The sequence below is a fragment of the Nonomuraea sp. NPDC048892 genome, assembly GCF_040649735.1.
Lineage (GTDB): Bacteria > Actinomycetota > Actinomycetes > Streptosporangiales > Streptosporangiaceae > Nonomuraea > Nonomuraea maheshkhaliensis.
Genome location: NZ_JBEZFZ010000017.1, coordinates 198,142 through 219,904, shown reverse-complemented (window position 1 = coordinate 219,904; position 21,763 = coordinate 198,142). Strand labels below are relative to the sequence as shown.

Annotated in this window: 20 protein-coding genes, 2 tRNA genes, 1 rRNA gene and 1 riboswitch; of the genes, 9 read left to right on the top strand and 14 right to left on the bottom strand. The window is 68.6% G+C overall.

All coding sequences use genetic code 11. From position 1 onward, the window contains the following. The 7 genes from AB0C28_RS39970 to AB0C28_RS39940 all read right to left on the bottom strand — a co-directional run. Nucleotides 1-97 (bottom strand): 16S ribosomal RNA (locus AB0C28_RS39970); the annotation flags it as partial. A 447-nt stretch (nucleotides 98-544) separates the two neighbouring features. Then, nucleotides 545-3,109: a valine--tRNA ligase gene (locus AB0C28_RS39965; RefSeq protein ID WP_357856366.1), complete on the bottom strand. Its 2,565-nt coding sequence runs from the start codon at nucleotides 3,107-3,109 to the stop codon at nucleotides 545-547. A gap of 83 nt (nucleotides 3,110-3,192) precedes the next feature. Continuing rightward, on the bottom strand, nucleotides 3,193-4,476 hold the full coding sequence (gene clpX, locus AB0C28_RS39960) for an ATP-dependent Clp protease ATP-binding subunit ClpX (protein ID WP_357856363.1): 1,284 nt from the start codon (nucleotides 4,474-4,476) through the stop codon (nucleotides 3,193-3,195). A gap of 188 nt (nucleotides 4,477-4,664) precedes the next feature. Further along, a complete protein-coding gene (locus tag AB0C28_RS39955) occupies nucleotides 4,665-5,288 on the bottom strand; it encodes an ATP-dependent Clp protease proteolytic subunit (RefSeq protein ID WP_357856360.1) in 624 nt (207 codons plus the stop codon). Between the two features lie 12 nt (nucleotides 5,289-5,300). After that, nucleotides 5,301-5,933, bottom strand: coding sequence for an ATP-dependent Clp protease proteolytic subunit (locus tag AB0C28_RS39950; RefSeq protein WP_357856357.1), 633 nt, complete (start codon nucleotides 5,931-5,933; stop codon nucleotides 5,301-5,303). Nucleotides 5,934-6,350: 417 nt separating this feature from the next. Continuing rightward, nucleotides 6,351-7,751 carry a trigger factor gene (gene tig, locus AB0C28_RS39945; RefSeq protein ID WP_358080512.1) on the bottom strand — a complete coding sequence of 467 codons (1,401 nt, stop codon included), beginning with the start codon at nucleotides 7,749-7,751 and terminating at the stop codon, nucleotides 6,351-6,353. A 164-nt stretch (nucleotides 7,752-7,915) separates the two neighbouring features. Continuing rightward, complete coding sequence (locus AB0C28_RS39940; RefSeq protein WP_346108232.1) at nucleotides 7,916-8,782, bottom strand: helix-turn-helix transcriptional regulator; 867 nt, start codon at nucleotides 8,780-8,782, stop codon at nucleotides 7,916-7,918. Nucleotides 8,783-9,015: 233 nt separating this feature from the next. Between AB0C28_RS39940 and AB0C28_RS39935 the strand changes: the two genes are divergently transcribed. Next, on the top strand, nucleotides 9,016-9,492 hold the full coding sequence (locus AB0C28_RS39935; protein WP_357856350.1) for an ATP-binding protein: 477 nt from the start codon (nucleotides 9,016-9,018) through the stop codon (nucleotides 9,490-9,492). A gap of 116 nt (nucleotides 9,493-9,608) precedes the next feature. Here AB0C28_RS39935 and AB0C28_RS39930 read toward each other — a convergent pair whose 3' ends face one another. From AB0C28_RS39930 to AB0C28_RS39920, 3 genes are read right to left on the bottom strand one after another with little or no spacing between them, the layout of a single operon-like run. Next, nucleotides 9,609-10,121 (bottom strand): DinB family protein, encoded by a 513-nt coding sequence (locus AB0C28_RS39930; protein WP_357856347.1) that lies wholly within the window; start codon nucleotides 10,119-10,121, stop codon nucleotides 9,609-9,611. 16 nt (nucleotides 10,122-10,137) lie between these two features. Beyond that, the gene (locus tag AB0C28_RS39925) at nucleotides 10,138-10,890 is read right to left on the bottom strand and encodes a hypothetical protein (RefSeq protein WP_358080511.1); all 753 of its coding nucleotides are present in this window, start codon (nucleotides 10,888-10,890) and stop codon (nucleotides 10,138-10,140) included. A 38-nt stretch (nucleotides 10,891-10,928) separates the two neighbouring features. Next, nucleotides 10,929-11,330 (bottom strand): DoxX family protein, encoded by a 402-nt coding sequence (locus AB0C28_RS39920; protein ID WP_358080509.1) that lies wholly within the window; start codon nucleotides 11,328-11,330, stop codon nucleotides 10,929-10,931. 308 nt (nucleotides 11,331-11,638) lie between these two features. Between AB0C28_RS39920 and AB0C28_RS39915 the strand changes: the two genes are divergently transcribed. After that, complete coding sequence (locus tag AB0C28_RS39915; protein WP_357856338.1) at nucleotides 11,639-11,920, top strand: hypothetical protein; 282 nt, start codon at nucleotides 11,639-11,641, stop codon at nucleotides 11,918-11,920. Between the two features lie 239 nt (nucleotides 11,921-12,159). On the opposite strand, the gene AB0C28_RS39910 is transcribed toward AB0C28_RS39915, so the two are convergent. Continuing rightward, nucleotides 12,160-12,233, bottom strand: a tRNA-Pro gene (locus AB0C28_RS39910). A gap of 89 nt (nucleotides 12,234-12,322) precedes the next feature. On the opposite strand from AB0C28_RS39910, the gene AB0C28_RS39905 reads away from it, so the two are divergent. Next, nucleotides 12,323-12,393 (top strand) — tRNA-Gly (locus AB0C28_RS39905). A 31-nt stretch (nucleotides 12,394-12,424) separates the two neighbouring features. On the opposite strand, the gene AB0C28_RS39900 is transcribed toward AB0C28_RS39905, so the two are convergent. Continuing rightward, nucleotides 12,425-12,916 (bottom strand): DUF5946 family protein, encoded by a 492-nt coding sequence (locus AB0C28_RS39900; RefSeq protein WP_357856336.1) that lies wholly within the window; start codon nucleotides 12,914-12,916, stop codon nucleotides 12,425-12,427. A gap of 67 nt (nucleotides 12,917-12,983) precedes the next feature. Between AB0C28_RS39900 and AB0C28_RS39895 the strand changes: the two genes are divergently transcribed. The 4 genes from AB0C28_RS39895 to AB0C28_RS39880 all read left to right on the top strand — a co-directional run bounded on the left by AB0C28_RS39895 (nucleotide 12,984) and on the right by AB0C28_RS39880 (nucleotide 17,011). Next, nucleotides 12,984-13,625 carry a uridine kinase gene (locus AB0C28_RS39895; RefSeq protein ID WP_358080507.1) on the top strand — a complete coding sequence of 214 codons (642 nt, stop codon included), beginning with the start codon at nucleotides 12,984-12,986 and terminating at the stop codon, nucleotides 13,623-13,625. Between the two features lie 358 nt (nucleotides 13,626-13,983). Further along, nucleotides 13,984-14,763, top strand: a complete 780-nt coding sequence (locus tag AB0C28_RS39890) for a DeoR/GlpR family DNA-binding transcription regulator (protein ID WP_357856330.1) — start codon at nucleotides 13,984-13,986, stop codon at nucleotides 14,761-14,763. Further along, nucleotides 14,760-15,839 carry a galactose-1-phosphate uridylyltransferase gene (galT, locus tag AB0C28_RS39885; RefSeq protein WP_357856327.1) on the top strand — a complete coding sequence of 360 codons (1,080 nt, stop codon included), beginning with the start codon at nucleotides 14,760-14,762 and terminating at the stop codon, nucleotides 15,837-15,839. Before AB0C28_RS39890 ends, galT begins: the two co-directional genes overlap by 4 nt. Nucleotides 15,840-15,907: 68 nt before the next feature. Continuing rightward, nucleotides 15,908-16,049: riboswitch (cyclic di-AMP (ydaO/yuaA leader) on the top strand. Nucleotides 16,050-16,054: 5 nt separating this feature from the next. Then, nucleotides 16,055-17,011 (top strand): hypothetical protein, encoded by a 957-nt coding sequence (locus AB0C28_RS39880; RefSeq protein WP_357856324.1) that lies wholly within the window; start codon nucleotides 16,055-16,057, stop codon nucleotides 17,009-17,011. A 68-nt stretch (nucleotides 17,012-17,079) separates the two neighbouring features. Here AB0C28_RS39880 and AB0C28_RS39875 read toward each other — a convergent pair whose 3' ends face one another. Further along, nucleotides 17,080-18,384, bottom strand: a complete 1,305-nt coding sequence (locus AB0C28_RS39875) for a site-2 protease family protein (protein WP_357856321.1) — start codon at nucleotides 18,382-18,384, stop codon at nucleotides 17,080-17,082. 152 nt (nucleotides 18,385-18,536) lie between these two features. On the opposite strand from AB0C28_RS39875, the gene AB0C28_RS39870 reads away from it, so the two are divergent. Further along, nucleotides 18,537-19,136 carry a response regulator transcription factor gene (locus AB0C28_RS39870; RefSeq protein WP_358080505.1) on the top strand — a complete coding sequence of 200 codons (600 nt, stop codon included), beginning with the start codon at nucleotides 18,537-18,539 and terminating at the stop codon, nucleotides 19,134-19,136. Between the two features lie 144 nt (nucleotides 19,137-19,280). Here the strand turns inward: AB0C28_RS39870 and AB0C28_RS39865 are convergent, their stop codons facing one another. After that, nucleotides 19,281-20,396, bottom strand: coding sequence for a PP2C family protein-serine/threonine phosphatase (locus AB0C28_RS39865; protein WP_357856315.1), 1,116 nt, complete (start codon nucleotides 20,394-20,396; stop codon nucleotides 19,281-19,283). Nucleotides 20,397-20,514: 118 nt separating this feature from the next. On the opposite strand from AB0C28_RS39865, the gene AB0C28_RS39860 reads away from it, so the two are divergent. Beyond that, the gene (locus tag AB0C28_RS39860; protein ID WP_358080503.1) at nucleotides 20,515-21,744 is read left to right on the top strand and encodes a GNAT family N-acetyltransferase; all 1,230 of its coding nucleotides are present in this window, start codon (nucleotides 20,515-20,517) and stop codon (nucleotides 21,742-21,744) included. Nucleotides 21,745-21,763 lie beyond the last annotated feature (19 nt).

The following is a 21,763-nucleotide window of genomic DNA, read 5'->3' as shown; positions in this document are numbered from 1 at the left end:
CGCCGCTCGAGTACCCCGAAGGGCCTTTCCGCTCGACTTGCATGTGTTAAGCACGCCGCCAGCGTTCGTCCTGAGCCAGGATCAAACTCTCCAAAAAATGTTTGGAAAAGTGGTTGAATCCCAACCAAAAAGGAATCCGTCTTGGTCCGAAGACCTGACGGGGTTATGCATGTGTTTCATGCACTGGCTTTTAACACACTGTTGAGTTCTCAAGAAACGGACGCGTACATCCGCACCAGAATCTCTTGGAGACCCTGGTGCGCGAGGCGCTCATTTCATTTCCTTCAGTCTACCAGATCTGGACGATCCTTGTCAAACCGCCCGATCCGGGAGCTTCCGGACTCGCCTCTCTTCGAGGCAACCCTGCTAACTTACTCGAACTTTCGGCTCTTGTCCAACCGCGCGGCTGGAGTCGCCCGAAAGTCGGGGTTCGTTCACTGGGATGTCAGGACCTGATCGGCCCCGCGTTGAAAACTCTAGCAGTCTCGCGGGCTTGGAAGGTCCATCTTCGGTAACGAATGGACCTTCCCCTCGTGCGGACTGTTCAAACCCCGAGCGCGGCGAGCTGGGCCTCAAGGCGCGCGATGTCCGCGCCGGCCTGGTCGGCCCTGCCCCTGACCTTGGCCACCACGTCCTGTGGCGCCTTGGCCATGAACTGCTCGTTGCCCAGCTTGGCGGTCGCCTGGGCGGCCTCCTTGCGGGCGGCGGCCAGATCCTTCTCCAGCCGCTTGCGCTCGGCCACGACGTCGATGGCGCCCGCGGTGTCGATCTCCACGGTCACCTCCCCCACCGTGAACCGCGCGGTCGCGTTGAACGACTCCTCCGGCTCCGTGAGCCGGAGCAGGGCCCTGATCGCGCTCTCCTGGCCGGCCAGCGGCGTGCCGCCCAGCCCGAGCCGCGCGGCCACCTTCTGGCCCGGCTTGAGCCCCTGGTCCGAGCGGAACCTGCGGACCTCGGTCACCAGCTCCTGCAGCGCCTCGATCTCCGCCTCGGCACCGGCGTCGGCGTAGCGCGGATCGGCCACCGGCCACGGGGCCACGACGAGCGACTCGCCCCCGGTGACGGCCCGCCACAGCTCCTCGGTCACGAACGGCACCAGCGGATGCAGCAGCCGCAGGATCGCGTCGAGCACGTGCCCGAGCACCAGCCTGGTGTGCTCACGCCCCTCGCCGAGCTGGATCTTCGCCAGCTCCAGATACCAGTCGCAGACCTCGTCCCACGCGAAGTGGTAGAGCAGGTCGGACGCCTTGGCGAACTCGAACTCCTCGAACGCCGCATCGGCCGCCGTGATGACGGTCTGCAGGCGGGACAGGATCCACCGGTCGGCCGCGGTCAGCTCGGCGTCGTCGAGCGCGCCGACGGCCGCGCCGTTCATCAGGGCGAAGCGGGTGGCGTTCCAGATCTTGTTGCAGAAGTTGCGTGAGCCGGCCGCCCATTCCTCGCTCACCGCCACGTCGGCGCCCGGGTTGGCGCCGCGCAGGAGGGTGAACCGGGTGGCGTCGGCGCCGAAGCGCTCGATCCAGTCGAGGGGGTCGACGACGTTGCCGAACGACTTCGACATCTTCTTGCCGTACTGGTCGCGGACCATGCCGTGCAGGGCGACCACGCGGAACGGCGGCTCGCCGTCCATGGCATAGAGCCCGAACATCATCATCCGCGCGACCCAGAAGAACAGGATGTCGTAGCCGGTGACCAGCACCGACGTCGGGTAGAAGCGCTCCAGCTCGGGGGTTCGGTCGGGCCAGCCCATCGTGGAGAACGGCCACAGCCCGGAGGAGAACCAGGTGTCGAGGACGTCGGAGTCCTGGGTGTAGCCCGCGGGCGGCTCCTCGTCGGGCCCCACGCACACGACCTCGCCGCCGGGCCCGTACCAGACCGGGATGCGGTGGCCCCACCACAGTTGCCGGGAGATGCACCAGTCGTGCATGTCGTCGACCCAGTCGAAGTAGCGCTTGGCCAGCTCCGGCGGGTGGATGCGGGTGCGCCCGTCGCGCACGGCGTCGCCCGCGGCCTTGGCCAGCGGCGCGACGTTCACGAACCACTGCAGCGAGAGCCGGGGCTCGACCACGGTCTTGCACCGCGAGCAGTGGCCGACCGAGTGCAGGTAGGGGCGCTTCTCCGCAACGATCCGGCCCTCGGCGCGCAGCGCGGCGACGACGGCGGGTCGGGCCTCGAAGCGGTCGAGCCCCTCGAACGGCCCGTGCGCGGTGATGACGCCGCGCTCGTCCATGACGGTCAGCGACGGCAGCGAATGACGCCGGCCGATCTCGAAGTCGTTGGGGTCGTGGGCGGGGGTGACCTTGACCGCGCCGGTGCCGAACGCCGGATCGACGTGCTCGTCGGCGACGACGGGGATCATGCGCCCGGTGAGCGGGACCTCGACCATCGTGCCGATGAGATGGGCGTAGCGCTCGTCCGAGGGGTGGACGGCCACGGCGGTGTCGCCGAGCATCGTCTCGGCGCGGGTGGTGGCCACCACGATGTCGTCGGAGTAGCGGATGGAGACGAGCTCGCCCTCGTCCTCGCTGTGCTCGACCTCGATGTCGGACAGCGCGGTCAGACACCGGGGGCACCAGTTGATGATCCGCTCGGCGCGGTAGATCAGGCCCTCGTCGAACAGCTTCTTGAAGATGGTCTGCACGGCGCGCGAGAGCCCGGTGTCCATGGTGAACCGCTCGCGCGACCAGTCGACGCCGTCGCCGAGCTTGCGCATCTGGCCGAGGATCCGGCCGCCGGACTCCTCCTTCCACTCCCAGACCCGCTCGACGAACGCTTCGCGCCCGAGGTCGTGCCGCGACTTGCCCTGCTTGGCCAGCTCGCGCTCGACGACGTTCTGCGTGGCGATGCCGGCGTGGTCCATGCCGGGCAGCCAGAGCGTCTCGTGGCCGCGCATGCGGGCGCGGCGGGTCAGGGCGTCCTGGATGGAGTGGTCGAGCGCGTGCCCGATGTGCAGCACGCCCGTCACGTTGGGCGGCGGCAGGACGATGCTGTACGGCTCGCGAGAGCTGCCCGGGTCGGCACGGAAGTAGCCTTCGGACACCCAGCGCTCGTAGCTACGGGTCTCGACGTCGGCCGGGGTGTACTGGGTAGGCAGCTCTGGCGTTGTCACAGTGACCAATTCTAGGGAGACAGGAAAGCGGAACGCCCCATGGTTGGTGACCACGGGGCGTCCGGATGAACAGGCGGGGCCGTTCAGGCCGACTTCTCGCGTGGTGCGCGCTGCTGCTTGGCGGCGAGCTGGTCACGCGGTACGAGCGTGGGGATCGCGTGCTCCAGGACCGACTCGCGGGTGATGACGACGCGGGCGACGTCCTGCCTGGAAGGCACCTCGTACATGACGGACTGGAGCACCTCCTCCAGGATGGCGCGCAGCCCGCGGGCGCCGGTGCCGCGCAGGATGGCCTGGTCGGCGATGGCCTCAAGGGCGCCGTCGGTGAACTCCAGCTCCACGCCGTCGAGCTCGAGCAGCTTGCGGTACTGCTTGACCAGCGCGTTGCGCGGCTCGGTGAGGATCTGGATGAGCGCCTCGCGGTCGAGGTTGTGCACCGAGGTGATGACCGGGAGCCGGCCGACGAACTCGGGGATCATGCCGAACTTGAGCAGGTCTTCCGGCATCACGTCGGAGAAGACGTCGGCCGTGTCGACCTCCTCCTTCGACCGGATGACGGCGTTGAAGCCGATGCCCTTCTTGCCGATGCGCGACTCGATGATCTTTTCCAGGCCGGCGAACGCACCGCCGCAGATGAACAGCACGTTGGTGGTGTCGATCTGGATGAACTCCTGGTGCGGGTGCTTGCGGCCGCCCTGCGGAGGCACCGATGCCGTGGTGCCCTCCAGTATCTTCAGCAGTGCCTGCTGCACGCCTTCGCCGGAGACGTCGCGCGTGATCGACGGGTTTTCACTCTTGCGAGCGATCTTGTCGACCTCGTCGATGTAGATGATGCCGGTCTCGGCCTTCTTGACGTCGTAGTCGGCGGCCTGGATGAGCTTGAGGAGGATGTTCTCGACATCCTCGCCGACGTAGCCGGCCTCGGTCAGCGCGGTGGCGTCGGCGATGGCGAAGGGCACGTTGAGCATCTTCGCCAGGGTCTGCGCCAGCAGCGTCTTGCCCGAGCCGGTCGGACCGAGCAGCAAAATGTTGCTCTTGGCCAGCTCCAGACCGTCGTCTCTGCCCCGGTCACCGGACTGCACCCGCTTGTAGTGGTTGTAGACCGCCACCGAGAGGGCCTTCTTCGCCTTGTCCTGACCGATGACATAGGCGTCGAGGAACTCGTAGATCTCCCTCGGCTTGGGCAGGTTGTCCCACTTGAGCTCGGAGGACTCGGAGAGCTCCTCCTCGATGATCTCGTTGCAGAGATCGATGCACTCATCGCAGATGTAGACGCCTGGACCGGCAATGAGCTTCTTGACTTGCTTCTGACTCTTTCCGCAGAAAGAGCACTTCAGCAGGTCTCCCCCGTCGCCGATGCGTGCCACCCCAGATACTCCTTTGCGTGGGACCGCCCTGCTTGCTCACGCGAGCAGTGTCTCCGGACATTCTCCGGACTAGGCCGAACCGCTCAGGTTTCGACGTTACCGTCTTCTGGGCCCTCAGTGAGCCCCCTAGCGGCGAGTCGCACCGGAACGTGCCCTATTGGGCAGCGCTCCGGCGCGTCACGTCTCGTCTAGGAAGCTACGGCCTGAGCTCGTTTCTTCCTGGACGGGATGATGTCATCGATCAGACCATACGCCTTCGCCTCGTCCGCGTTGAGAATTTTGTCGCGTTCGATGTCCTTGCGGACTTCGGCGGAGGGCTTGCCGGTGTGCCTGGCCACGATGTCCTCCAGCAGCGTGCGCATGCGCAAGATCTCGCGGGCCTGGATCTCGATGTCGCTTCCCTGGCCGCCACCCTCGGTGGACGGCTGGTGGATCAGCACCCGGGCGTTGGGCAGCGCGAAGCGCTTGCCCGGGGTGCCGCCCGACAGCAGCACGGCCGCGGCCGAGGCGGCCTGGCCGAGGCAGACGGTCTGGATCTCCGGCCGGACGAACTGCATCGTGTCGTAGATCGCCGTCATGGCGGTGAAGGAGCCACCCGGCGAGTTGATGTAGATGCTGATGTCACGGTCGGGATCGAGCGACTCCAGCGTGAGCAGCTGGGCCATCACGTCGTTGGCCGACGCGTCGTCGATCTGCACCCCGAGGAAGATGATGCGGTCCTCGAAGAGCTTGTTGTACGGGTTCATCTCCTTCACGCCGTAAGACGTGCGCTCGACGAAGGAGGGGAGAACGTAACGGCTCTGGATGTTCATGTCAGCTCCCCCTTAGGAGACCGGGCCCGCGGAGGGCACCTGCCGCGCGCTGCGCACGACGTGGTCGATGAAGCCGTAGTCCTTGGCCTCCTCGGCCGTGAACCAGCGGTCACGGTCGGAATCGGCCTCGATCTGGTCCAGCGACTGCCCCGTGTGGAAGGCGATCCGCTCGGCCAGCGTCTTCTTCACGTAGAGCATCTGCTCGGCCTGGATGGCGATGTCGGCGGCGGTGCCACCGATGCCACCCGACGGCTGGTGCATCATCACCCGGGCATGCGGCAGGCCGTAACGCTTGCCCGGCGCCCCGGCGGTCAGCAGGAACTGCCCCATGGAGGCGGCCATGCCCATCACCACCGTGGACACGTCGTTGGGCACATATTCCATCATGTCGTAAATCGCCATGCCCGCACTCACCGAGCCCCCCGGCGAGTTGATGTAGAGCGTGATGTCACGCTCTGGATCGTCGGCGGCGAGCAGGAGGAGCTCGGCGCAGATGCGGTTGGCGATCTCGTCGTTGACCTCCTGCCCGAGCACGATGATGCGCTCGCGGAGCAGGCGCTGGTAAAGCTGGTCCTCAAGCCGGAAGGACGAGCCGTTCTCACGGCCTCGCGACTCAGGCTGATAGAAGGTCGGCGGGCTGGTCACAGCGTCACCTTCCGATGCGTCGTAATCGATTGGCTTTGCTTGTGACCTTAACGCGCGCCGCCTACAGCTCATGCCCGCTCACCCGGGCTGTTCGCTGACGGCGCAGGTTCGGGCGAACGTACGGCCGCTGCTCTTTGCGGGGTTTATCCGGCTTTCGTCCTGGGAAGCGCGCCCGCCCTGGGGCGCTCAAGGGGCGGTCCCGCGCACGCGGACGCCGGTCGGCCCCATGGGCCGCCGCCAGGCCCCCGATCCCCTCAGAAGCCGCCTGAGCGCCCCCAGCGCCCTCGCCAGCGCGAGCCGGCTGCGGGGGGTGGCTGCCGGGGTAGCTGCCGGGGTGGCGGAGCGGAGGCGTGCGCGGGAACGACGAAGCCCCCGGACACCGGATCCGGGGGCTCGCGGTGATTTCGGGGCCGGAGGTTACGCCTCGGCCTTGCCGTCGGCGTCGTCGGCCTTCTCCGCGGAGGACTCGTCCTCCTCCTCGACGGGCTCGGCACCGTTGATCTCGGTGTAGATGGCCTTGAGGTCGACCTCGTTGCCGTCGCTGTCGACCACCTTGGCGGCGTCGCCCAGCACCGACTTGGCCTTGTCGCGGACGATCTCGACCATGGCCAGCGTGAGCTGGTCGTTGTCGGCGAGGTGCTTGGCCAGCTCGTTGGGCTGGACGCCCATCTCCATCGCGCGGCGGACCACGAAGTTGGTCAGCTCCTGCTCGGAGACGCCCAGCTCCTCGGCCTTGACGATCTTGTCGAGCACGAAGCCGACCTTGATCGCGCGGGCGGAGTTGGTCTCGAACTCGGCGAAGCGCTCCTCCTCCGTCGTCTGGTAGAGACGGAAGAAGGCGTCACGGCTGAGGCCGCTCTCGGCCACCTGGTGGTCGAGGTTGTGCTTGCGGGCGTCGACCTCGGCCTTGAGCGCGCTGTCGGGCAGCGGGATGTCGATCTTCTCGAGCACCGCGTCGAGCGCGTTTTCGCGGGCCTGGACGACCTGGTCGATCAGCTTGTTGCGGCGGGCCTGCTCGCGGATGCTGTTCTTCAGCTCATCGAGTGTGTCGAACTCGCTGGCCAGCTGGGCGAACTCGTCGTCGAGCTCGGGCAGGACCTTCTCCTTGACCGACTTGACGCTGATGATCACGTCGGCCTCCTCGCCGGCGTTCTCGCCGCCGACGAGCTCGGTCTTGAAGCTCTTCTCCTCGCCCGCGGACATGCCCTCGAGGGCGTCGTCGAGGCCCTGCAGCACGGAGCCGGCGCCGACCTCGTAGGAGACCTCGTTGGCCTGCTGCTCCTCGATGTTCTCGCCGTTGATCTCGGCGCGCAGGTCCATGACGACGAAGTCGCCGCTGGCCGCGGCGCGCTCCACGCCGGTCAGCGTGGCGAAACGCTGGCGCAGGGCGTCGAGCTGGCTGTCCACGTCCTCGTCGGAGACCTCGGCGGAGTCGACCGTGACCTCGAGGCCCGCGTAGTCGGGCACCTCGAAGTTGGGCCGGATGTCGACCTCGGCGGTGAACTCGATCTGCTCGCCGTCGTCGATCCTCGTGACCTCGATGTCGGGCTGGCTGACCGGGAAGACGTCGACCTCGTCGACAGCCTGGCCGTACAGCTTGGGCACGGCGTCGTTGAGGGTCTCCTCCAGCACTACCGCCCGGCCGAAGCGCTGCTCGATGATGCGGGCCGGAACCTTGCCAGGCCGGAACCCGGGGACGCGCACCTGCTGCGCGACCTTCTTGTACGCCGCATCCATGCTCGGGCGCAGCTCGTCGAACGGCACCTCGACAGTGAGCTTGACCCGGGTCGGGCTGAGCTCCTCGACAGCGGTCTTCACGGGAATGGTCTCCTTGATCAAGCTACGAGTGATCGCGGGCGCGTCCATCGGTACGGCTCACGCGCCGCGCCCACATAAAGCGCTGGGCATGCTCCGCCACGGCGGGTTCCAACGCCGATGGCCAGTCTAGGGCAGATGCGTACCCAACCACGACGCCGCCGCGTTCAGAACTCGTCCGCGATCGTCCTCAGCAGCTCGATCGTCTCATCCGGAGTGGTGCTCACGGCGCACAGCCGCTCCATCACCTCGGTGTATCGGTCCACGTCCTCACGCTTGTCCAGGTAGAGCGCGCTCGCGAGCTGTTCCACGTACACCACGTCGGGCAGATCGTTGTCGGGGAAGCGCAGGATGCTGAACGCGCCGCCCTCCGCACTGTGCCCGCCGAAGCTGAACGGCATGATCTGGATCGTGATGCTGGGCTGGCGCATCAGGTCGATGAGGTGCTCCAGCTGGGCCCTCATCACTTCGGCGCCGCCGATGGGCCGCCGCAGCGCGGCCTCGTCGATCACCGCCCAGAAGATCGGCCCGTCCGGCCTGTCCAGCATCCTCTGGCGCTCCAGCCGGAGATCCACCCTTCTGGCGATCTCCTCCGCCGCGATCCCGGCCGAACCGGCGGTCACGACAGCCCTTGCGTACTCCTTGGTCTGCAACAGTCCTGGCACGAACTGGACCTCGTAGGTCCTGATCCTGGCGGCGGCCTCCTCAAGGCCGACGTACGCCTGGAACCACGTGGGCAGGACGTCGTTGAACCGGTGCCACCAGCCAGGCTCGTTGGCGGTGGTCACCAGGTCGAGCACGGCGGAGCGGGCCTGGTCGTCGACGACCCCGTACAGGGTCAGCAGGTCCGCAACGTCGCGTTCTTTGAACCCCACCCGGCCGAGTTCCATTCGGCTGATCTTGGATTCCGACCCCCGGATGAGATGGCCGGCCTCCTCACGAGTGACGTTCTTCGCTTCCCTGAGCTTGCGCAGCTGGGAGCCCAGGAGGATGCGCAGCGCCGTCGGCCCGGAACCCGGCTGGTTCTGCGTCACTTTGCCTCCTATCAAGGTCCGCACACACAGTGACACCACATTGCCGGGTATGACAAGGTCTCAACCTCGTGTCCGATTCGGATACCTATGCGCCAAAACGCCGCTTGCTCCTGCACATTGCAACTGCACGTGCATTTGGGTCTTGCAGGTGCCGCGTTCGTGACCCATGATGGCTTAGTGCATATTGGGCCAAACATGCACTAACCAAGGTTGAACGGGGAGGTATCGGCGGCATGGTGGAGGATCCTCTGGCCACTGCCGACTGCCTCCAGATCACGCGTGACGTGGGCTTCGACCGTCTGCTCATGGGCGGCAAACCCGGTACGACCGCGTGTCCGCTCCCCTTTCAGGCCGACTCGGTCAAGACCGCCAGGGACGTGACCCGCTCGACGCTGCGCGCGTGGGGCCTGCACGACCTGAGCGACGACGCCGCGCTGGTGGTGTCGGAGCTGGTGACGAACGCGGTCAGGTACGCGATGTACGCCGCGGGGCGCCGTGAGATCGAATTGTTGCTGATGCGGGCCGCCCCCCACGTGCTGCTCGCGGTGGCCGACCCCAGCGACGAGGTGCCGCGGCCCAAGGAGCCCGACTTCATCTCCGAGAACGGGCGCGGCCTCTACATCGTCGAGACCTACAGCCAGTGCTGGGGATGGGACCCGCTGGCCCGCGGCGGCAAGGCCGTCTGGGCGCTGTTCCGCGCCGACGGCTGAGGGCTGCTGTTCCGCGCCGACCACTGAAGGCGCTGTTTTGCGCCGACGGCTGAGGCTTGTGCGCTTCGCCGCCGTCGTCCGCACTCGCATCAGCCGCCCTCGCCCTCACCTTCGCATCAGTCGCCCGTCGCGCCGTCGATCCGCTCGCGCAGCAGATCCGCGTGGCCGTTGTGGCGCGCGTACTCCTCGATCACGTGCACCAGGACGTAGCGGTGCGAGCACTCCCGCCCGTTGCGGTCGCCCACCGCGTCCAGCGGCTTGGCCGCCGAGATGGCCCGTGCGCGCTCGATCTCCTCCTGCCACACCTCGAACGCCTCTTTGACCGAGGCGGTGTCCACGTCGTTGAAGTCGGCGTCGTTGTCGCGGTCCTTGTTCCAGAGCTTGGGCAGGTCCTCGCCGTCGAGCACGCGGCGGAACCAGACCTGTTCGACGTGGGCCATGTGCCTGACCAGGCCCAGCAGCGAAAGGGACGAGGGCGGCGCCGAACGCTCGCGCAGTTGCTCGTCCGACAGGCCCGCGCACTTGAAGGCCAGGGTCGCGCGGTGCCATTCGAGCCAGTTGCCGAGCACGGTGCGCTCGTCACCGGTGAGGGGAGGGGGAATCCGGGTGTCGTTCACGGAGTCATTCACGGGATCATTCACGAGGTCATTCACGGGGCCCGACCCTACCGGCGCCGGTCCGGTGATCCGCCTGGAGGATGCGGGTGGCCTCGGCGCGTACGGTGTCGTCCCTGACGTTGTCCACGAAGTCCTCCGGGGTGTCGCCGCATACGTGGCGCAGGGACGGGGAAGCGTCCAGGAGGGACCGGACGAGGGCTCTCTGGGACGTGAGGCGGCGGGGGCGGCCGTTTCCGTCGGCTACGCAGCCGTGCCTGCCCTCGTACACGAAGACTCCTTTCAAGGGCGCGCCCACGACGACCTGAGCGGCCAGGCGGCGGCGTACATAGTTGGGCTCGGTGAGGTCGAGCGCGGCGAGCTGCTCCTCGTCGAGCCAGAGCACGAAGAGCCTGGAGGTCTCGCCGGGCGCCGCGATCGGCGCGGCCGGCACGTAGCCCCATCTGCTCACGTGCGCGGAGACGCCCGGGGCGACGCCGGTCACGTCCGCGGCCGTCATGGGGACGAGCGGGCGTACGCCGTGATCGCGGAATTTCGCGCGCAGCTGACCGGGGGCGGCGTTGGAGCCGACCGCGACGACGCGGTGGCGGCCGCGCATCGGCGCGCCTCCCTCACGCGCGAGCAGCGCGCCGACACTCTCGCCGTCCGCCCGCCACCGGTCCTGCTCGCCGCCCTCCACGCGCAGCGGTACGTACGCGTGGTCCACCAGGACGCCGGAGCCGGCGGGGAGGCGGCCGGGGTAGGTGAGCGGTCGGGCCATCGGATCATCGGCGAAGAGGTCCACGGGCTCCACCTTGCCTCAGGTGGACCGCGCCGGCCGGCTCACCGCCTGGAGAGCGCCGCCCACAGACGCGCCGTACCGTCCCTGCGTCCCCAGGCGATGACGGCGCACAGCACGAGCACGGCCAGCGGCAGGAAGACGCCTCCCCCGGACACGAACGCCTCGACCAGCGCCGCGCACGCCGTCAGCCCCACGAACGCCAGCCCCGCCACCCCGGCCAGCCGCGGTACCAGCAGCCCCACCGCCCCGGCCACCTCCAGCGCCCCGGTCAGGTTCCTGAACCAGTCACCCCACCCGATCGCCGCGAACGTGGACGCGGCCGGCTCGGCGTTGCCGAACTTGCCCATGGCCGACATCAGAAAGAACCCGGCCAGGACGATCTGCAGCCCCCACAGGGCGACGTTGCCGACCCGGGTGGTGCCGCGTCGCGTTGGAGTAGTCATGCTCTGCCGCCTCCTAGATGATCGAACGATGCCTCCGACGCTAGGAAAACGGCCCCTTCCCCCACCATCGGGCCAGCTGCCGAGCCGACCTGTACCTAGGTGCACCCTCACGCTCGCCTTCCTGGTCGTCGCGCTGGTCGCCTCATAGGCATGCACCTAGGGCCGAGTGGATCAAATGTCCCTATTGATGAACCTTTCCGATATGAAGACACATTGGACCGATTGACTACTTTGTGTAGCAGGAATATCACTTTCTGTGACTTCCGGTCGATCCTGATCGGGGCTCAAGAGACATAGAGGAGCACAAGATGAAGGCACGTCAGATGAGCGGGGCACTCGCCGTGGCCGTCGCCCTGCTCGCGGCCGGGGCGATCACGGGTCCCGGCGCGGCGATGGCCGAGGACCGTCAGTCGCCGAACGTGTTCACGGTGTGCGGCACCGGCCCGGTGTACCGTTCCGCCCACGTCCACATCGACACCAAGTGCGACATCAAGGTCAACGTCGAACGGCCCAGGCTCATGCAGCACAGCACCGACTACGTCGCCGAGGACCTCGAGCTGGAGAACGCGGAAGCACTGGCCGACGAGTGAGCCTCTCCTGCCAAGGGGGACGCCTCAGCGGGCCGGCAGTGCACCAGGCCCGCGGCTCGTCGCCTTGCAGGTAACCCCCAGAAACACGAAACGGGCCGCCTTCGGTCGTACACCGGGAAGAGGTGTACGACCGGGGGCGGCCCCAGCCGCGTTGCCCGACGAGGTAGCGGCCCTGGGCGGGGTAACGGTAAGGCCCCGTCTCACCGAAGTGAAACAGGGCCTTGACCTACATCCCTCAGTCGGGGCGACAGGATTTGAACCTGCGACTTCTTGCTCCCAAAGCAAGCGCGCTGCCAAGCTGCGCCACGCCCCGTCTCGTCGAGTGCGCATGCGGTCCGCGACTCCGGTACGCTTTTGCCCTGACGACCGGATGAAGTCTAGACCAGAGTTCGACCGGTTCGCGCGGACGTAGCTCAATGGTAGAGCCCTAGTCTTCCAAACTAGCTACGCGGGTTCGATTCCCGTCGTCCGCTCTCAGGGCGTGAAAGGCCAGGTCGGCTTCGGCTACCTGGCCTTTGTCGTCTCTCCGTGTCGCGGGGCTCCGTAGGTTTCCAATGTCGCCCGGGCGATGGCGTCGATGCGGTGGCCGTACGCCGCGTGTCCGTCCGCGAGGAAGGTGCCGTCCTGGAACGGCAGGTCGCTGAACGTGGTGCGGAATCCCCCCGTGGGCCGCGTCGCGGGAAGCGGGGCGTACGGGGTCAGTGGGCGGATGTCGGTGGCGGCGCGGACTCGGTGGTTGTTGCGGGCCACGCGGTGGGCCTGGAGGCGGGTCAGGGCGTCGAGGCCCTTGTCGGCGTAGAACTGCAGCAGGCGGTACTGGCCGTCGAGGTACGCGTCGGGGCCGCCGGGCGGGTGTTGCAGGAGGTAGGCGCAGACCACGACCGCGTGCCAGCGGTACATCTCCGGGTCGCGCTGCTCCTCGGACAGGACCTCGTGGTAGTAGTCCGCGCAGACGCCGAGCGGGCCGGCGTTCGCGCCGCAGTCGCAGTGGCTCATCACGGCAATCTAGGCGGCGCCCGGCCGCGTTGTCGAAGGCATTAGGCCCGCTCGTAAGCTGAGGGCGATGCGTGCGCGACCGATCTCCCGTGAGGCCCTCGTCGAGGAGCTGGCCGAGCTGATCTCCGGCAGACCGCCGGGCTCGTGGGTGCGGGTGGCCGTCGACGGCGCCCCCTCCGCACGCCCGGAGTCGCTCGCCGACGAGCTGGTCGCGCCGCTGCGGCTACGCGGGCGGCCGGTGCTGCGGGTGTCGGCCGGCGACTTCCTGCGGCCCGCCTCGTTGCGGCTGGAGTACGGGAGGACGGATCCCGACGCCTTCTACGACGACTGGCTGGACGCGGGGGCGCTGCGCAGGGAGGTGCTGGAGCCGCTGAACCCCGGAGGGTCGGGGCGGGTGCTGCCTGCGCTGTGGGACAGCGCGATCGACCGGGCCTACCGGGTGCCGTACGAGGAGCTGGCTCCCGGCGGGGTGGTCCTGGTGGACGGGACGCTGCTGCTGGGGCGGGGGCTGGCGTTCGAGGTGAGCGTGCACCTGTGGCTGTCGCCCGGCGCGCTCGAACGCGGCACGCCCGAGGACGAGAGGTGGCGGCTGCCTGCCTACCGGCGCTACGAGCGGGAGGTCAGGCCGCAGGAGGCGGCGGATGTGGTCGTACGGGCCGATCATCCGCGGCGGCCGGCCGTCCTCGTCAGGGACGGGGCCGACGCCTGAGTCATGGTGTCCGGGTCGAAGACGGGGCCGACGCCTGAGCGACAGTGGCCGGGTCGATGACGAGGCCTGGAGCTGAGCCGTGGTGGCCGCCTCGGAAGGGGAAGGGCGGCGGCCACCCGGCCGTCATCGCGCGGTAGGGCGCTTGCCGTGGTTCGCCTTCTTCTTCCTGCGTGCCTTGCCCTTGCGTGCGCGCCTGGCCATGGAGCTCGCCTCCCACTGATCGGGTACAGGGTGATCGGGTACGGCATGAGTTCCCAACGTCTCTCCCCACGCTGACCAGCGCAAGCATCCCCGGCGAACTAACATTCCCCAACAATTCCGTGTCATAATTTGGTGGAATCTGTTGGAAGGAGCGGGCGTGCTCGCACAGCAGCGTCAGCAGGCGATTCTCGAACGCGTGCGCAGCCACGGCGGCGTCCGGGTGGCCGACCTCGTACGCGAGCTCGGCGTCTCCGACATGACGATCCGCCGCGACCTGGAGGTGCTCGCCGAGCGCGGGCTGCTGGAGAAGGTGCACGGCGGCGCGACCGCGCTCGGCCCCGGGTCGACCGAGGAGCCGGGCTTCACCGCCAAGTCCGCCCGCCAGCAGCAGGAGAAGGAGGCCATCGCGCGGCAGGCGGCGGGGCTGGTCCGGCCTGGCACGGCCGTGGCGCTGTCGGCGGGGACGACCACGTGGGCGCTGGCCCATCATCTGATCGGCGTGCCCGACCTGACCGTGATCACCAATTCGATCCCGGTCGCGGAGGTCTTCCACCGCAACCCGCGCACCGACCGCACCGTGGTGCTGACCGGCGGGATGCGCACGCCGTCCGACGCGCTGGTGGGGCCGGTCGCGGTGGCGGCGATCCGCCGTCTGCACGTCGACACGCTCTTCCTCGGCGTGCACGGGATGAGCGTGCGGGCCGGGTTCACCACGCCCAACCTGCTGGAGTCGGAGACCGACAGAGAGCTCGTGACGGCCGCGACCAGGCTGGTCGTCCCGGCCGACCACACGAAGTGGAACACGGTCGGCATCAGCACCATCGCCGAGCTGAGCGAGGCCCACGTGGTCATCAGCGACGCGGGGCTGCCCGAGGACGCACGCACCGACCTGGCCGAAAGGGCCGGGCAATTGATCATCGCGGAGGGCTCGCAGTGAAGCGCACCATCACCCATCTGGCCGACGGCCGGGAGCTGATCTACTTCGACCGGCGGGACGACGCCGACAGGAGCGCGATCGACCGGCGGACGCTCGACCCCCGGCCGGTGGCCTCAGAGCTGCGCTACGACCCGCTGACCGAGGAGTGGATCGCGGTCGCGGGGCACCGGCAGACGCGTACGTTCCTGCCGACCGGCGGCACGTCGGAGTGCCCGCTGTGCCCGTCGTCGGACGAGCGGTCGACGGAGATCCCGGCCTACGACTACGACGTGGTGGTGTTCGAGAACCGCTTTCCCTCTTTCTCCACAAATTTCGGGACGTATCAGGAGGTGGGCGGGCTGAGTGAGGTCCGTCCGGGCGTGGGGAGGTGTGAGGTGGTGTGCTTCACCTCCGACCACTCCTCCTCCTTCTCCAGGCTCTCCGACGCCCAGGTGGAGCTGGTCATGGAGGCGTGGGCCGACCGTACGGCCGAGCTCTCCGGGATCGAGGGCGTGGAGCAGGTCTTCTGCTTCGAGAACCGGGGCGAGGAGATCGGCATCACGCTCGCCCATCCGCACGGCCAGATCTACGCCTACCCGTACGTCACGCCCAAGACCAAGCTGCAGCTCGGCGCGGCTGCCCGCCATCGGGGGCCGGGCAACCTGTTCGCCGACGTGCTGGCCACCGAGCGGGCGGCGGGGACGCGGGTGGTGGCCGCCAACGAGTTGTGGACGGCGTTCGTGCCGGCCGCCGCGCGCTGGCCGTTCGAGGTGCACGTGTATCCGCACCGGCAGGTGCCGGACCTGGCGGCGCTCACGGAGGAGGAGCGGGCGGCGTTCGCCCCCCTCTACACCTCGGTGCTGCGGGCCTTCGACGGGCTGTTCGGCGTGGTGATGCCGTACATCTCGGCCTGGCATCAGGCGCCCGTACGCCAGGACAGGGAGCTGGCCTACCTGCACCTGGAGCTGTTCAGCATCCGGCGGGCGCCGAACAAGCTGAAGTTCCTGGCCGGCTCGGAGTCGGCGATGGGCGCCTTCGTCAACGACGTGCTGCCGGAGGAGGCGGCGCGCATGCTTCGATCACAAGTAGATCACTAATTGATTTCCACTTAAGGTCGCATGACTCGGGATCTACCACTAATATCCCCATAAGCACCGGCCATAACAGCCGTCGCTTGCCTAATCCCGGGCGCGTGGCCCGGGAGCCGGGGACCCGAAACCGCACCTGGGGTGAATCCGCTTCTGTGGTAGGGCGCACTCCCATGCCCGAACCCGTCAGCTAACCCGGCCGGCAGAGGGAGAGGAACACCTACGTGGCGGCTTCGTCCCCCGCGACTCTTGCCATCGGTCTGATCACCGCCGCCGCCGTCGCCGTCCTTCCGGCGATACCGGCGTCCGCGGCCCCCAAACCCTCGGAGGCGAAGCTCCGGGCGCAGCTCAAACAGCTCAACACCAAGGTCGACAAGCTCATCGAGAAGTACAACCTCAAGCGCGTCGAGCTGGCCAAGGCCCAGCAGGCCGCCGAGGCGGCCAAGGCCAGGCTGGCCACCGCCGAGCAGGCGCTGGCCACGGCCGAGCAGCGGGTCGCCGAGATCGCCCGCCTGCGTTACCAGAACGCCGATCCTTCGCTCCCCTTCCTCATGACCCCCGAGCGCGGCAGCAGCGCCGCCCTGCTCGAACAGCTGACGGCTGAGCAGCAGGCGGTCGTGCAGAGCGTGGCCAAGGCCAAGGACGACAAGGAGAAGGCCAGCAAGGAGGCCGCCGCCCTGACGACCAGGATCAAGGCCGACGCGGCCGAGGTGGACAGTCAGCGCGACGACGCCGAGAAGGTCATCGACGACATCGAGGACAAGCTCAAGGACCTGGTGCCGTTCGCGACGGGCCGCAACTCCGACGGTTCGTGGGCACCGCAGCTGCCGTCAGGCCCCGACCACATCACCCCGCGGACACGGCTGATGAAGGCCCAGGTGGCCAAGAACTTCGCGCTGCCGTTCTCCGTGGGCTGCTTCCGCGCGGGCGCGAGCGGCGAGCACCCGCTGGGCCGGGCCTGCGACTTCATGATGAGCACGGGCGGCTCGATGCCGTCGGCGGCCAACAACGTCCTCGGCGACCGGCTGGCGGACTGGGCGCTGGCGAACAAGGGCAAGCTGGGCGTCAAGTACGTGATCTGGAAGCAGCGGATCAACCACGGGTCGGGCTGGCGGACGATGTCGAACCGCGGCAGCATCACCGAGAACCACTTCGACCACGTGCACATCTCGATGAACTGACGCCGAGAAAGCCGAACGGGGCCCCTGCCGAGGAGACGGCACGGGCCCCGCGTCATGTTCAGGGGGCGTCAGTTGGTCAGCGTGAGCGGGTTGACCAGGTCGGCGTAGACGAGCAGACCTGCCATGATCATCATCACGATCGCGAGCGCGTACGTCAGCGGCAGCACCTTGGCGATGTCGACGTAGGCCGGCTCCGGCCGCTTCATGACCTTGGCGTACGCCCGCTTGATGCCCTCCCACAGGCCCCCGGCGACGTGACCGCCGTCGAGCGGCAGCAGCGGGATGAGGTTGAACATGCCGATCGCCAGGTTGAAGCCGGCCAGCAGGTTGACGAAGATGGCGATCTTCTTCTCGGTGGACAGGTCGGAGGCGAGGATCTCGCCGCCCATGCGGCCCGCGCCGACCACGCCCACCGGGCCCTCGGGGTCGCGCTCGTCGCCGGAGAAGGCCGCGTGCCAGACGCCGACCATCTTCTCCGGCAGGTTGAGCAGCGAGCCCGCCACCCGGGCGGTCAGCTCGCCCATGTAGCCGACGACCTGGCCGAGGCTCTGCTTCTCCATGACCTCGGTGGGCAGCACGCCGAGGAAGCCGACGTTCTTGTCGATCTTCTCGGGGTCTTCGAGGTTGGGCCGGTCCTGCGCGATGAGCGTGACGCTGAGCGTCATCGGCTTGCCGTCGCGCTCGATGCCGAGCTGCACCGGGCCGGGGCCGTGGGAGCGGATCAGGCGGGTGGCGTCGTCCCAGGAGCCGATCTTCTGGCCGTCGAAGGAGACCATGCGGTCACCGGGCTTCATGCCGGCCTGGGCGGCGGGCGTCAGCTTGTCGCCGGGCGCGCACTGGGCGCGCTGCTCGGAGATCGGGATCACGCAGGTGTGGGTCTCGGGCGAGACGACCGGGGCCCAGGCGGGCAGGCCGATGCCGACCAGCAGGATGCTGAAGAAGACGAACGCGAGCACGAAGTTCATGGCCGGGCCGCCGGACATGATGATGACCTTCTGCCACCACTTCTTGCGGTAGAAGACGCGATCTTCGTCGCCCGGCCGCACCTCTTCCTGCGCGGCGTCGCGGGCCGACTCGATCAGGCCCTGCCAAGGGCCTGTGGCGGTGCTCCTGAGCTTGCCCGGCTCGTCGCCGGGGCGCGGCGGGAGCATGCCGATCATGCGGATGTAGCCGCCGAACGGGATCCACTTGATGCCGTATTCGGTCTCGCCCTTGCGCCGCGACCACGCCGTGGAGCCGAAACCCACCATGTACTGGGTCACCCTCACGCCGAAGATCTTGGCCGGCACCAGGTGGCCGAGCTCGTGCAGCGCGATGGAGACCATCAGCCCGAGGAGGAAGAGGATGATCCCCACGACGTAGAGCCAGTTCATCGAGGTGTGCTCCCGGCAGACGACAGGACAGACGAAGGGTCCGACAGCCCCAGAGTAGTCGAACTCGCCACACCGTACGGCTTACCGGTTCCGACGGGCATTGACAGTGCGCGATCAAGCGATCACGCTGGGAGACGACGGAGGGGGACGTCTTGATCCGCATACTGATCGCCGAGCACCTGCCCTTGGTGCGCCGTGGCCTGCTCGTCACCCTGGCGGCCGAGCCTGGCCTGCGGGTCGTCGCCGAGGCCGGGCACGCTCAGGAGGTGGTGAACGCGGCGCGGGCCGCCGCGGCCGACGTGGCCGTGGTCGATCTCGACCTGCCCGGGGAGCCCGCGGCGGCGGATTCGCTGGCCGAGCAGGTGCCGGGGTGCGGGGTGCTGCTGCTGTCGGCCGCGCCCAATCCCGCGCAGGTGCGTGAGGCCCTGGCCGGCGCCGCATTGGGCTTCATGAGCCTGTGTGTGCCGCCTGAGCGGCTGGCCGAGGGCATCCGGCAGGTGGCGGCCGGGCGGCGGGCCATCGAGGCCGAGCTCGCCGTGGCCGCCCTCCAGTGCGCGACCAACCCGCTGACCCGGCGGGAGCTCGACGTGCTGCGGGCCGCCGCGGGCGGGGCTCGTTCGACGGAGATCGCCGACGAGCTGTTCCTGTCGGTGGGGACCGTACGCAATCATCTGTCGCGCATCATGTGCAAGACGGGAGCACGAAACCGGCTCGACGCGGTACGCATCGCCAGCGACTCCGGCTGGCTGTAGACGGGAGCTCAAGCCTGTGACGGGACCCGGTGGAGCCGCGCCGCTCCGCCGGGACCCGAACACGTAGAGCCTGCCAGCCGCACGCACCCGCTGCCAGTGAACGCCGTCACGACCGCACCGTGTAAAAGGTCATGGGTCGGCGGCTCAGGGACGCCAGATGAGCACCAGCGCGCAGTCGTCGTTGTGCCCCGAGGCCATGGCGTTGACCAGCGCCCTGGCGCCGTCGCGGAAGCCCGAGGGCAGCAGCCGCTCGGCCTCGCCGAGCAGCCGGTCGAGCCCGGCGTCGATGTCGCGCCCGGGCTGCTCGATCAGCCCGTCGGTGTAGAGCAGCAGCGCGTCGCCCCGGCGCAAGGTGCCGCTGTCGGGCTCGCAGTGCAGGTCGGGCACCACGCCGAGCACCACGCCCTTGGCCGTGGCGACCTGCCAGTTGCCCGTGCCCGCGTCGAACTTGACCACCGGCGGATGCCCGGCCGAGGTGATCGTGTAGTCGCCGGTGTCGAGGTCGAGGCGTACGTGCACCGCGGTCACGAAGCCCTCGTCGCCGCGCTGCCTGTGCAGGTAGGCGTTGCACGCGGGCAGGAAGTCCTCGACCGAGCCGAGCAGCCCGCCGAACGTGCCGGACAGCAGCAGCGCTCTCGTGCCCGCGTCGACGCCCTTGCCCGAGACGTCGACCAGCGCGATCTCGACGGAGTTGCCGTCGCGCATGGAGACCAGGAAGTCGCCGCCGAACGACGAGCCGCCCGCCTGCTTGAGCACGACCTTGCCGCCCCAGTCCTTCGGCAGCTGGGGCAGCTCGCCCTGGCTCCTGAGCCGGTCGCGCAGCTCCAGCAGCATCGCGTCGCCGCGCAGCCCCTGCACGCCCAGCTTGCCCCTGGTGCGGGCCATCAGCACGGCGAGCACGGTGGTGAACACGATCGTCACGGTGAGCCCGAGACCGACCCGGCCCGCGCCCAGGTTGACCGCGATGTAGCCGAGCGCCGCCCCCACCCCGACGAGCAGCTTCACCAGGCTGCCCAGCCGGAGCTGGAGCCCGCCGATGAGGGTGACCAGGATGAGCAGGGCGGGCGAGAACCACTCGGTCGAGACCTCGGCCGCGAGGACCCCGATGACGAGCGCGAGCACGATCAGGGTGATGAGCAGGTTGCGGTCGCGGGCCAGCAGCACCCTCCGGACGAACCGGACGACAGGCACCAGGAAGGGCACCCGTATCAGGGCCGCACGGACCCGTGGCGGGATCAGCGGCGCTGGTCGGGAACTCATGATGCGCCTGACTGTATCGGTCTGACCCGTGTTTGGGCAGCCCACTTGACCAACGCCTTGATCATTAAGCACGGATATTGGGTGGCCGTCCCCCTTTGCCCGCTCCTACCTTGGACGGATGACGTATCCGATCCGTCCGATTGACGAGTCAGAGTGGCCGGCCTACACCCGGGTGCTCGAGGAGGGGTTCGGCTGGACGCCACACCCCGCACAGACCGAGCGGTGGAAGGCCGAGACCGAGTTCGACCGTACGCTGGCCGTCTTCGACGGCGATCAGATCGTCGGTGTCACCGGCATCTACAGCTTCACGATGACCGTTCCCGGCGGACAGCTGCCCGTGGCGGGGGTGACTGCGGTCAGCGTGCTTCCCTCGCATCGCCGCCGCGGCGTGCTGTCCTCGATGATGCGCAGGCAGCTCGACGACATCCGGGCGCGCGGCGAGTTCGTGGCCGCCCTCTACGCCTCCGAGTCGCTCATCTACGGCCGGTACGGCTACGGCAGGGCCTCCAGCGAGCTGTTCTTCCAGATCGACACCCATAAGTCGGCGTTCGTCCCCGGCGCCCCTTCCGACCCGTCGCTCAGGCTCAGGGTGGTCAAGCCCGCCGACGTACGGTCCGAGCTGGAGAAACTGTTCGCCTCCGTCGTCCCGCGGCGCCCCGGCCGGTACGAGCGCAACAGCCACTTCTGGGACAGCCTCCTGGCCGACGAGGAGGCCGACCAGCAGGGCGCGGGCCCGTGGCGCTCGATTCTGGCCGAGGACGACCGGGGCGTGCGCGGCTACGCGCTGTTCCGCGTCAAGTCCGCCTGGGACGACAACGGCATCCCGAACGGCACTGTGAAGCTCCAGGAGCTGGAGGCGACCGACCCCGCCGCCTACGCCCTGCTCTGGCGCAGCGTCCTGGACCGCGACCTGGTCGCCAAGGTGCAGTCCGGCGGCCGGCCGGTCGACGACCCGCTCATCGCGCTGCTCGCCGACTCCCGGCAACTGCGCGCGAGCTGGACGGACGAGCTCTACGTACGCCTGGTCGAGGTCGGCCCCGCGCTGTCCGCGCGCTCCTACAGCACGCCGGTCGACCTGGTGATCGAGGTCGAGGACGAGGTGTGCCCGTGGAACGCCCGGCGCTGGCGCCTCACCGCCGGCTCCTCGGGCGCCGAGTGCGTGCCGGTCGAGGATGAGCCGGACGTGACGCTGCCGGTGGTCGCGCTGGGCTCGGCGTACCTCGGAGACGGCCTGCTCGGCCAGCAGTTCGACGCGGGCCTGCTGCGCGAGCACTCGGCGGGCGCCGTACGCCGGCTCGCCACCGCCATGGCGTGGAGCCCGAAACCCTGGGCGGGACTGACCTTCTGACGTCGCGGGCGGTGACGTA